Consider the following 12025-nt stretch of genomic DNA (forward strand, 5'->3'; position numbering starts at 1 on the left):
CCTTATATACTGTTTATTATATATGGGACTATTACTTCCATTAAACTTTTTATAATTACATTAGGATATTACGTATAATCACCTAATGGATATACAAAAGGATACGCATTACAAACTAAATAATCATTTCTATGTTCTTGATTTTGCAAATCCGATTCTACGTATGCTTCAAATGCTCTAGCAAACATCTCGTGATTTGTAGGCTAATACTTTTTGCTTCTCTTCTTATCTAACTTAATTGTTGTATCACAAAGTACACAGACACTTTCGCTCGACAAGACATTCCATCAAATTTTCCACCTATTTTTCATAAAAATAAACCAACATTTGTGTAAATCTCTTGAATTCTTTGTCAATCTTACGTTCCATACGTGTCTTTATTGCTCCTGATAAAATAAAAGACAGAAATTCATAGTAATTCTTCACTACGAATTTCTGTCATTCCCTCTGTCTGCATACTACCATTTAATTCTGTAAATTATTCATTACGATACACTGACACCTATTAAAGAGAATACATCCTCTTTTATCAGATTAAGTGCTTGTAATGCACGTAAACTCTGAATAGGATCATCAGGATGTGCAGAATAAAATAATGATACTTCATAACTGATTATCATAATTAAATCCCCCTAAATGAAAATTTTTACCCAATTTGATAATTGGTTCTCCCAATTAAATAGACTTGGAAACAACACAAAAAGGGCTTCTTCAAGTCGATTAAAAATGTGTATAGCAAAATAAACTATATATACACTAATCGGCTCAAAGAAGCCCTTTCAGAATTGAAACAAGACGAAACTTGCTTCTACAGCTCAACCACAACTTATAAAGTGTGAGAGTAAACAGAATCAAATAAACAATAAATACAATTACATATTAATGAATTCACACAAAAATTTCAACAACTTTATATTTCCTTAAGATTTTTCGCCCTATTCTCCTTTTGAATGAATATTTTTGTACAACCATATGTTTCTACCATGTTAAATTGTAATTCTAGATCTTCCTCTCTTATACTAGCTCTTGGATATCCCATCATCATCCCCTGATACTATTTAAGAGTTATCATTGTTTTGCATATTTTATTTCAGACTAACCCTTAGATGGATTTAAGGTGTGATTTCAATAATTTTTCCGCATTATCTAAAAGCATCAACTTTTAGACTGGTACACAGGACATTTATGTTCGTTCTTTGTGTTGGTTTGTTTTGTAAAACAGGACAAATCTATCAATTCTATTAAATCGATTAATTCAACTATTACATATAAAGATTTTATTCATATACTGTAGTAGATTACTAGAAAGGAGGCGTAAGCATGGACAGTTGTGTTTTATTCGTTAATGGACAACCTTTTTTAGTGGTCTCAGTTGCCGGAATCGAAATTGCTAGATTAGAGCTTTCTCTTCAAGTAGCATTGACTTTAATAGCATTAGGGATTCCAATTTGTGCATAAACCTTAGGTTTTGTTTAAAAAGAGGGCATTAGCTCTCTTTTTTTGATTTATACCTTATCTTTTCTTAACAACAACAAAACGCTACCTAGATCACGGCAGCGCCTATGATAATTGATATTGTTTTAATTATTAACAAGTATATTTGGCCCTTTCTTCAACATGTACAAGAAACCCGAAATGAATACGACACTAAATATAATAATAGAAGACCACATATTAAAATGATATTCTTTACCTGCAACTAAATTATATATGTTATGTACCAAGAAATTAGCACCTATGATAATTCCACCTAAAAATGCACTAATTAATATGCTCATTACATAAAATTTGAGCCTCTGAAACATTTTCCATCTACCCCCTTTTCTAAAATAAACTTTATTTGGGGTTATTTAGGTCATTATAACATTAATTTTACACTTTTTATAAAAACTATTTTTTAATTACAGTTATTTTAAGGAAGGCATTATCCATTCAAATGTCCATTTTGTTCAATAAAAAATGAGGACCTGCGCCAGTAGATCCTCTTAATGTGATAAGGGTTTTCAATGAGCATTAAAATAAGGATAGATACAAGCCAGTAAGCCTGCCCTACACTTCAATATATGCTTGTCCTCATCAAAAGGTGAAAACAAGAGAAAGCACTCCCCAATAAGTGCTCTCTCTTGAAAAATATAAGGGTAAATGTAGGAAACCGTTCAGTATTATTATAATATGGATTCACCAACTATAACTAATACATCTATTAAAACTGGTTAATGTGTAATTTCTATATAACAAAGAAAAAAGCACTCGTTATGGATTCCCTTTTCTTTATTATCTATTCTTCATCTTCTTCATCATCGTGAACATAGAAAAAGATCATAATGTATTTCTCAGTTTCACCACTTGGACCTAATTACGGAACAACTGAATGCAGTGTATATCCATCTTTTACTTCTTCATTAATGGCGAGTTCGAACATTCCATTACTACCAGCATCTTTTACTATGTCTACTATATTTCCACACTTTCTCCATCGAGTATTTCTATAAAAAATTTCACACCTTCTAAGCTCACTCTCATTTTCCTAACCTCACTTTATTTTAAAAGGATGATTTTGTTCAGTTTTCTAAACTTACAACCACACACAGCGTATCTTCAGACCAAATTGTTTATTTCTTTCTCCTTATAAATCTCTTCTAAGGTTTTATAGCTCGGAAATCCAATACATTTCCATTCAATTTTTTCAGTTGGATCCATTTCCTCAACTAACAGCACCTTCCCTGAATAAAACTCAATATTCCGTTAATACTGTAGATACCCCATTTCGAACTATATTCCATTACCTGAGCAGTTAACTTTTGTTAGCTGCTCTTTATATGTACAAGGTACTCAATTAACTGGTTCACATATAATATCTTGAGTTCCTTTCTTTATAAAATAGTCGTTATAAAATGAGTCTCGTCACGAGAGCACTTTATTAAGTGCTCTTTTATATTCCAACTTAATACAAAATGAAATTTTTATTAAGTTGCACCCACATAACATGTGGAGTCTTGTACATACTATAACTGTAACTTAAAGTTACATATCCGAACTTGTAGGGCCTAATTTCTTTTGTACAACAAATAGTTAGCTAATTAGAGATGGCTGCTTTGTTGTGCAAAATAAGATTTTTATTTCTCAACAACCATTATTGGAATTAAAATCCTAATAATGGTGTATAGTGACTAGCTAGTCACTATACACATTCAAAGCGTTCATAAAGGCACACTTATATGTTGGCTTTATTTTTTATTACAATTAAACTTTCAAACTACAACATTCTAAAACAGTATGCATATAATGCTTTGATTCCTCTTTCAAAATATATCTTGTTTTAGAGCGCCTTAAAAAGCGCTCTTTATATTTGTCAATAAACATTTTGCTCAAATATACTCACGACATGCATATTTACTAGGATAAACATTATACTAGTGCAAGAAATATTTTATCCATATTTATAAGGAGGGTTTTTTCATTAATACAACTTTAATTTCCCATTTTTACAATGAAGAGTATCTACTCCCATGGTGGCTAATGCACCACACAAGACTATTTGATCACGGTATTCTTATTAATCGAGGATCTACTGATCGCTCAGTAGAAATATGTAGATTATTTGCACCTCATTGGGAAATCCGCCATTCAAAAGTAGTAGAGTTTGATGCCATATTAGTTGATCAAGAAGTAATGAACATAGAAAAAGAAATTACAGGGTGGAAAATGGTATTAAATACCACTGAATTTCTTTGCTGTTTTGATAAGGAAGCCTTTTTCTCATCTCTTGTCACTTTAGGGCAAAACATGTATGCTATTAGGACTATTCTGATGGTAGATGACCCGACTCATGGTTATTCCAATCCGAGATACGGAATTCCCCTTGTCAAACAGCGTTATCACGGGAGAATAATCCATCCTACTCCACCTGCCCCATACTACGGAGGTAGACTAATCCACAATTATTCGCATGGTAACTATATAGCCGGAAGGCATTGGTCAAATCATTCCTTTATCGTTTACATGTACCCTGCTTTCGTTTTAAAATTCTTTTACAGTCCATGGAACATAGCTATGAAAAATCGAAAATTACAAATTGGTCCAACCCTTTCTAAACATAGCATACAGAAGGGCTTAGGTACGCATCACCTAGTTACACTAGCTGAATTAGAAACAAAATATAAATCCTTTGCAAGTACAACTGTTGACCTTCGATTAATCCCAGAATATCAAGTTTTATTTCCAGATTTATGTTTCCCTAACTATTAATACATCTAAAAAGAACATTTTGGGACTTCCTATACAATCCTTGCTTTCGAGTGAGAACCAACTCTTATTAAAATAGCGTTTTGGTTCAAATTCACTTTCTTACTCTATAACCTCATACATTTGGAACTTTATAGAAATAAATCCTTTATTTTTTAATTAATTATATTAATATATTAAATAAAGGGTGTGATAAATTAATGGAACAACTTGAATTTAGTGCTTTAGAACAACCACTATTTCTGTTAGCAGTTCAATTAATTGCATTTGTATTAGCCATTTGTATCGTATATGGAATCTTATACAACACTATATTAAAGTTAAATATGCCTAAATGGACTGCCCATGCGGTAGCAACGGTATTTTCCCTCGGCATGGCCTATCAAACTTTTATGAATTTCATTTAAAAACCTTTTTTATTATTTTTCTCTTTTGTAGGGAAATCTATCATTTACCATGCAAGAACATAGCAGGCAACTTGATTGCCTGACGTTATTGTGGTTATTTATTTTCAAATAACGATTTTGTTAAAAGTTGAATAAAATTCAATATTCCGTTAATGTTAATCACAATACAATCTGCTTCTTACCCATGTTGTATCGAATCGAGTAGTTTCTCCCATTAACTGCTCGATTTTTATTTTTGTTACATAAACTTGATATTTTGGTCCATACTATAAATGCACTTGAGTTCTGAACTTCCTTCTTAATGCTTTTCTGGAGAGCAGTTAGCTTTTGCTAGCTGGTCTTTTTTATTTTCTTTTATTTCCGAATAACATTTTCAAATCTGCTCATACTATTTCTGTAACTTAAAGTTACAAACTATTTCTGTAAGTGCGGCTTTTCCTTTGTACAACAGGCAGTTAGTTTTATGAACTAGCTGCTTTGTTGTGCAAAATAAGAATTTGGTTAAAAACTGCACATTTATTAAGAACATACATAAAATATCATGTGGTATTCTTTGTCAATATTAGTTTTGGTCATGGAGCGCCTTAAAAAGCGCTCTTTTGATTTGTTAATAAATAACCGTTTTCTTCAAACACCCTCACGATTTTTATAAGCCAATCATATATTTACATAGACAAGACATAGATTTTTATTATACATGCGCAATTTTTGTGCATGTTTTTTCTTTAATAAAATAACTATTTTGTTCACTTTTTTGATACATTTATGAAACATTCATGTGTTATCTTCAGTAAGTTCTTTTCTTTTCATAAACCGTGTGGGTTATACCAACACAAGAAGCTCTAGATCCCTAAATCTAGAGCTCCTTCGTTTAAATAACTATTTTGTTCAATCATATATAGACAACTATATATAGGTGTTGAAATATTATTGTGATTCCTACATGGTTTCACATACGACTTTTTTCTTCGATTATGAGGTTCTTACGTAATGTAAGGACCATTTTTTATTCAAATAAAGAAATACTCTGTATATTGGGGAGCTGATGATAAAGTACTAAAAAAGGGTGTAGGTATGTTTGTTAGTGGCTTAACTACTACACCATCTGGAAATGGTCATACAGTTTTAAGTGGACATAGAGATACTGTTTTTACCGATCTTGGTCAACTAAAGGAAAATGACCAACTTATCGTGGAATATGAAAATAAAACATATACATATAAAATTAACAAGCATTGGATAACAGATTCAGAAGATCGAACAGTTATTGTAGAAAAAATTGAGCCAACATTAACAACTTGTTATCCTTTTGACTATATAGGAGACGCTCCAGATCGGTACATAATTGAATCATCTCTACTTTCCATTCGGTAAGAATGAGAGCCCAAAAATTAAAGTGGTTTAAGTAGGAAGAAGGCACCTTTAGGTGTCTTTTTTTATGAATAAGAAGTACAGCCAAGATGCGAGGAAAAATAGGTTATAAGACGGAATTTTAGCCTGAAAATTCTAAACTATCTTTTTTATTTCCTTTCGACATAATATGACAATATCTTTATATATAGTTTGTTATTATTAGCTTGGCAATCTTATATTTTACATAATTGGAGGAACAAACGTGGGAAAAATATTCAAATTTGGATGCCTAGGCATTATAGCTTTATTTGTAATCGGAATAATTGCTATGGTCGCTGGTGGTGGAGACACAACTGAAAAAACTTCAACAGACACTAAAGCAGTATCAAAAGAAGGTGTATCTTCTGATGTAAAAATCGCTGTAGGATCTATGGAAACAGTAGATTCTGTGGGTAATGAATATACAAAAGAACAAGCACAAGGTGTCTTTAAAATTTTAGAAGTTACACTTACTAATAATCAAAAAGACGCTATCACTGTTGATGCTAATAGTTTTAAATTAGTAGATAGCAAAGGTCGTGAATTCACATATTCAACACAAGGTCAAACATCTTTTGACTTAGCTAATGGTGGGAAAACTGACTTCTTCTTAAAACAATTGAATCCTGGTCTAACACAGACAGGTAAAATTGTATTTGATATACCAAAAGATGCTGAAGGTCTTTTCTTAAAAGCAAGTGGCGGTATGACAGGTAAAGAAATTAATTTAAAAGTTGAATAGTTGAAGGCACTCGAAAGAGTGCTTTTATTCTTTCTCAATAACCAAAATTATTTAACGTGGGAAAATAATGCTCGGATTGGTATCCAATGCCATATTACGACGGTTCAAATCGTAAGAAGACACTTTTGAGTGTCTTTTCTTTTGTACATTATATCTATTACGTGCTCATTAATTTTTTATGTCAAATGTACATAAAAAAGAAGAGATGCGCTAACTTCACTTCTAGTAATTGCTACCGTCAGGATGGTAGTTATATCATTTATTTTTACGAAACCTACCCTTTTGCTTCCGATGGCAACGGGGATTGTTTTTTGTTATCTTTTTTCTAAAGTTTGTTTCCTAAAAACATACGCAGAAACTTCACTTACAATTGCTTTCACAAATTCTTTTAGAAGCTCAAACAAAAAATCTATAGATATATTCTCTCCCCCTTTTCTTTCAAATAGAAAGAAGGAATAAATAATCACCCTCACAATATACAGTTAATTCTACTTTATCATACTAGTACAATCTCACCTATATAAAAAAGATCACCATTTGTGAAGTGCACCCCAATTGTTAGACACATAATTAACAATTGGGGTACAATTTCATATTGGTAGTCTTTTTTGGGTAGTTTTAGAGATTTTAATTATAACATCTAAATATATTATTTCCAACATACTATATTTTTTATAATTCTTGATTTCTCACTCTTCATTGCATGATAACTTTCCCTATAACGAGTAACAAGTAACATTAAAAAGACAATCTACATCTGCAGTTTTTACATGATAGCTGTGTAGAATGGGCATCCATTTCTAGAAAATCACGGATTGCAGTAAATCGATAACTTTTCCCTCTAAAGCATCTCTCCAATAAAAAAGGAAATCTCGTATACATCCATTGAAATAGACATGATACAAATAGATTCCCCCTTTTTTATTTGTATACCTAAATCTAAAGACCTTTTTACAAATGATTCCTAACTTGAAGACAATACAAAAAGGGCTTCTTCAAGTCGATTAAAAATGTGCATAGCAAAATAAGCTATATATACACTAATCGACTCAAAAAGCCCTTTCATAAATGAAACAAGACGCAACTTGCTTCTACAACTCAACCACAAAACAATAAGGTGTGGGAATAAACGGAATCAATTAAACAATAAATATAATTCCATATTAATGAATTCATACAAAAAATTCAATAATTTTATGTTTTCTTAAGATACCCTGCTCATTTTTTTTAAAATTCATATGCTTTATCACTACCTTGTTTTCTTCATCAAATGATATAACTCCCTCCACGATAATATTTAATTTAATATTGAAATTCTCTAAAACTCGATGTATTATATTTTTGTGTTTTTCTCAGTTCCCAAGCCGAGAATACATCATCACTTCTGAAAGGGCCCGAACTCCAGCTTGTTCTTTTTATTTACTTGAACTCATTTTCGAATTATTATATTATATTTTCGGGTCTTGCTCCATAAATCATTATCAGGAGAATCTGCAGGTTTGCAGGTTTTTTTATAAAATAAAAAAGCAGCTGTTAGGCTACTTAAAGTTTGTCTTATCACCAAATAAAATGATATATATATTCTCCCGTTATACTTTCATCAACTCCTGCAACTCTAGCAAATCTCACTATGTCCGCCCCATGAATGAAATACATTGTTAGCATGACTGGCACCCGCGACCACATAACACGATAAAGCTCATTCACTCTTTGCCTAGTCGTAACAATTAAATCATTTGCAGGTCCATTAATCCATGCAGTTGTTCTAACTGAAGTAAACGGAAGATCTATCCCATTAACAACTATTCTTGCAATACTTTGCGTTATATCCACATCGATCCCCTCATTCCAAGAATTAAATATGTTTCCCATATTTACATAAGTATTCTTAGTTATAAGAAATGTTTAAAGTGAATTCTTTATAAAATAAAAAAGAGTGCTATTAAGATATGCACTCCTTCAAAAGACTTTACCAATCTCGATGTTCACCATGATCATGATCACGATTGCGGTCATGATCACGTCTACGACGACACTCATCACAATCGCAATCGCGTCTACAATGACAGTCGTTAAAATCGTTTCTTCTACGTCTACGACCGCATCCACAAAATACTAAATCATCCCAAAATCTATTACAATCTCGAGAATGTCCAAAATTATTATTCCATCCCATAGATATGATTCCCTCCTCTAAAAATAGAATTCATCATATTCTATGATTAAAAGGTGAAAACAGCTTGTTTATTAGTCTATATTTTATGTTTTAGACTAATAATATTTCAATTTGCAAGTCTATTTCATCCTTTATCTTTCCTTAACAACAAACAAGACGCTACCCAGATCACGGCAGCGCCTACGATAATTGCTATTGGTTTAATCATTAACAAGTATATCTGGTCCCTTCTTCAACATGTACGAGAAACCCGAAATAAATACAACACTAAATATAATAATAGAAGACCACATATTAAATTGATATTCTTTACCTGCAACTAAATTATATATGTTATGTACCAAGAAATTAGCACCTATGATAATCCCACCTAAAAATGCACTAATTAATATGCTCATTAAATAAAATTTAAGTTTCTGAAACATTTTTCCTCTACCCCTTTTCTAAAATAAACTTTATTTGAGTTTCTTTAGAAAATTATACCATTTAGTTTTCAGGTATTATTAAATCCATGGTTAAATTAAGGTTATTTTAAGGATATGTTTTCTATTCAAATGTCCATTTTGTTCAATAAAAAAAGAACACTATAAAGTGCCCTAAGCTTCTGAGTATAAAATATACGACAATGCCTTGCCCGTTCTAATGGCGCAACCTAAAAGAGCTTTATAGCGGAATATATATAGCTCTCGGAAAAGGAATAAGTTGGTTGGCATTGACTCAATATTGTATGATGAAAGCCTCCTTATGTGCAAGCAAAAGAGAGCACTCCCCCAATAAGTGCTCTCGCTTAAAAAAATATAGGGAAACATGTTGGACACCGTTCAGTATCATTATATGATCTCATTCCCAACTATGCCTAAGTCATGTATTAAAGGGGCTAATGTGTAATTTCTATATAACAAAGAAAAAAGCACCCGCATGGATGCTTAAATTAAACTTATTCATTATCAATATCTCTACTTTCATCATTAACTGATTTCGGGTCTAACATGATTCCTATATCCGGCGGCAAAATTAACTCTATACCAGCTACTGGTTGATTGTCCTTATTAAAATAATACTTCTTTATCTTATTCAATTCTTCCTTTTTCTTATTTTCACTCATATTATCCCGCCTTTTATGTATGATATTAAAAACTTTTCTTAATATGTACATTGAGAAAGATAATATACTATTTATCAACTCTCACACAACTTTTGAACTACCCCCACTTTCACTTCGTTTAGAAGTGAGGGATTCCTAAGTAAAGAGTTCTACTGAACTCTAATTGATTAGGCTAACCCCGCAGTCCTTGCGGTTAGAAGCCTTATCGCTTCATTCTTTATATTGATACTTGCGTTAATATCCCTATCATGGTGTGTACGACAAGAAGGACAGTCCCATTCACGTAGGCTTAGATTTTTAACGTCTTTATTTTGATATCCACAACAAGAACATAATTGGCTGGAAGCAAATGTTTTCGATACGACAATGACTTGTTTGCCATACCATTTTGCTTTATATTCCAACATTGTTCGAAACTGTGACCAAGATACCTCACTAATTGCTTTTGCTAACTTATGATTCTTTAACATATTCGATACTTGCAAATCCTCTATACCGATAACATCGTGGTTTTTGATGATTTCAGTTGAGATTTTGTCCAAGTAATCTTTTCTAGCATTTGAGATGTATTCATGAATTCTAGCTACCTTGACTCGTTGTTTATTCCAGCGAGAAGATCCTTTCATTCTTCTAGAAAGAACATGCTGTGCTTTCGCTAACTTATCTTCTAATGCTCGGAAAAACTTCGGATTTTTATAAGGGGTTCCATCTGACAAAATGGCGAAATCTTTTAGTCCTACATCTATTCCAATGTAAGAATGTGTTTTCGGAAGTTCTTGTACTTCTGTTTCAACTAATAGTGACACAAAATATCTGCCAGAAGGGTTCCGTCTAACTGTAGCATTTACAATACGTCCCTCTACTTCACGACTTTTGGCAAATCGAACAAGGCCTAATTTCGGCAACTTTATTTTGTTCCCTACAACGACAATGTTTTCATTTGTTTGTTTTGTGGTATAAGATTGTACGTTGTTCTTCTTAGATTTAAAGCGCGGTGCGCTGTTTTGTTTTTTTAAAAAGCGCGTATAAGCATCGGCAAGGTTGCGAACAGACGACTGAATCGCAATACTATCCACTTCTTTTAGCCAAACAAACTCTTTCTTCATGGCAGGGAGTTTGGCAGAGCATGTACCATAGGTCAAGCCTTTTCCTGTCTCTTTGTATGCGTGATCCCATAAGGATAGGAAATGATTGAATACAAAGCGAGAACAACCAATCGTTTTGTTAATTAGAATTGCTTGTGCTTGATTTGGATAGACACGAAACTTATAGGCTTTATTAATCATCATTTGATTCACCTCCATTTCAGTATATGACTATTATACACAAAACGTACGTTCTATAGATAGTGGAGTAACACTTTCTGTATGCCGAACAATTAGGATGGTTTCCTGCCATCCCATGTTCCAAGCCAATCCATCTCCCACCTACTCACTAAGCTTTGGTCCTTTACGCTCCTTGAGGAAGAAGTCTTCTTGGCTAAAATGTTAAAATGTTTACATAATAAAAGAACACCCATAATTGATAGGTGCTCTGATATATAAATTGGTTTCCATCCACACATTCCAATATATGCTCGTCCATCTCGAAAGATGCAAACAAAAAGCACCTAAATAGGTGCCTTTTCGAAACGTATTAACGCGAGTAGCGAACACAATGAATTCTTCTCGGTGTCATTACCATCTTATGTTCGAGATTCTTAAATATGCCTAATCGTTAAAACCTTTATTATGAATTCACTACCTATCTACCCTTTATTTTTTTACTAGTTTTAACAATAAGAACTTTTTTTGCTGGTATGAAAGGATTTTCTAAAATAAATAATTGGGTTGCGATGCTTAGAAACATAGCAACCGTTCTACTAATACTTTTATTATCAGTGTTTTTAACACTAACTTTGACCGTTGGCTATGCATTAAGTTAAACGTAATTCTTCACGAATAAAAACCAATATTCCG

Annotated in this window: 11 protein-coding genes and 4 pseudogenes; 6 read left to right on the forward strand and 9 right to left on the reverse strand. The window is 32.3% G+C overall.

Going from position 1 to position 12025, the window contains the following annotated elements:
• Window positions 1-2: 2 nt before the first annotated feature.
• Together AB6801_RS22855 and AB6801_RS22860 are read right to left on the reverse strand one after the other, a co-directional pair.
• Window positions 3-393 (reverse strand): annotated as a pseudogene (locus tag AB6801_RS22855) (LPD1 domain-containing protein); the annotation flags it as partial.
• A 92-nt stretch (window positions 394-485) separates the two neighbouring features.
• Window positions 486-620 (reverse strand): hypothetical protein, encoded by a 135-nt coding sequence (locus tag AB6801_RS22860; protein WP_016078541.1) that lies wholly within the window; start codon window positions 618-620, stop codon window positions 486-488.
• Between the two features lie 700 nt (window positions 621-1320).
• Between AB6801_RS22860 and AB6801_RS22865 the strand changes: the two genes are divergently transcribed.
• The gene (locus tag AB6801_RS22865) at window positions 1321-1458 is read left to right on the forward strand and encodes a DUF3956 domain-containing protein (RefSeq protein WP_000376551.1); all 138 of its coding nucleotides are present in this window, start codon (window positions 1321-1323) and stop codon (window positions 1456-1458) included.
• Between the two features lie 122 nt (window positions 1459-1580).
• Here the strand turns inward: AB6801_RS22865 and AB6801_RS22870 are convergent, their stop codons facing one another.
• Window positions 1581-1805: a hypothetical protein gene (locus tag AB6801_RS22870; protein WP_370941169.1), complete on the reverse strand. Its 225-nt coding sequence runs from the start codon at window positions 1803-1805 to the stop codon at window positions 1581-1583.
• A 1714-nt stretch (window positions 1806-3519) separates the two neighbouring features.
• Between AB6801_RS22870 and AB6801_RS22875 the strand changes: the two genes are divergently transcribed.
• The 4 genes and pseudogenes from AB6801_RS22875 (at window position 3520) to AB6801_RS22890 (ending at window position 6786) form a co-directional block, all read left to right on the forward strand.
• Window positions 3520-4248: a glycosyltransferase family protein gene (locus tag AB6801_RS22875; RefSeq protein WP_000546552.1), complete on the forward strand. Its 729-nt coding sequence runs from the start codon at window positions 3520-3522 to the stop codon at window positions 4246-4248.
• Between the two features lie 197 nt (window positions 4249-4445).
• Window positions 4446-4652 (forward strand): hypothetical protein, encoded by a 207-nt coding sequence (locus tag AB6801_RS22880; RefSeq protein WP_109140968.1) that lies wholly within the window; start codon window positions 4446-4448, stop codon window positions 4650-4652.
• A gap of 1017 nt (window positions 4653-5669) precedes the next feature.
• Window positions 5670-6026, forward strand: a pseudogene (locus AB6801_RS22885) (sortase); the annotation flags it as partial.
• 241 nt (window positions 6027-6267) lie between these two features.
• The gene (locus tag AB6801_RS22890; protein ID WP_061663059.1) at window positions 6268-6786 is read left to right on the forward strand and encodes a DUF4352 domain-containing protein; all 519 of its coding nucleotides are present in this window, start codon (window positions 6268-6270) and stop codon (window positions 6784-6786) included.
• Between the two features lie 740 nt (window positions 6787-7526).
• Here AB6801_RS22890 and AB6801_RS22895 read toward each other — a convergent pair.
• The 6 genes and pseudogenes from AB6801_RS22895 to tnpB form a co-directional block, all read right to left on the reverse strand.
• Window positions 7527-7721 (reverse strand): annotated as a pseudogene (locus AB6801_RS22895) (hypothetical protein); the annotation flags it as partial.
• A 622-nt stretch (window positions 7722-8343) separates the two neighbouring features.
• On the reverse strand, window positions 8344-8658 hold the full coding sequence (locus tag AB6801_RS22900; protein WP_001999512.1) for a hypothetical protein: 315 nt from the start codon (window positions 8656-8658) through the stop codon (window positions 8344-8346).
• Between the two features lie 97 nt (window positions 8659-8755).
• Entirely contained in the window at window positions 8756-8962 is a 207-nt protein-coding gene (locus tag AB6801_RS22905) for a hypothetical protein (protein ID WP_016090324.1), read from the reverse strand.
• A gap of 200 nt (window positions 8963-9162) precedes the next feature.
• Complete coding sequence (locus tag AB6801_RS22910; protein WP_000486797.1) at window positions 9163-9387, reverse strand: hypothetical protein; 225 nt, start codon at window positions 9385-9387, stop codon at window positions 9163-9165.
• A gap of 512 nt (window positions 9388-9899) precedes the next feature.
• A complete protein-coding gene (locus AB6801_RS22915; protein ID WP_001293562.1) occupies window positions 9900-10067 on the reverse strand; it encodes a hypothetical protein in 168 nt (55 codons plus the stop codon).
• Window positions 10068-10234: 167 nt separating this feature from the next.
• Window positions 10235-11356, reverse strand: a complete 1122-nt coding sequence (gene tnpB, locus AB6801_RS22920) for an IS200/IS605 family element RNA-guided endonuclease TnpB (protein WP_277559172.1) — start codon at window positions 11354-11356, stop codon at window positions 10235-10237.
• Window positions 11357-11791: 435 nt separating this feature from the next.
• Between tnpB and AB6801_RS22925 the strand changes: the two are divergent.
• Window positions 11792-11991 (forward strand): annotated as a pseudogene (locus AB6801_RS22925) (hypothetical protein); the annotation flags it as partial.
• Between the last annotated feature and the right edge of the window lie 34 nt (window positions 11992-12025).

This window comes from Bacillus sp. RCC_6_1 (assembly GCF_041360755.1).
In the GTDB taxonomy this organism is placed as follows: Bacteria; Bacillota; Bacilli; order Bacillales; family Bacillaceae_G; genus Bacillus_A; species Bacillus_A cereus.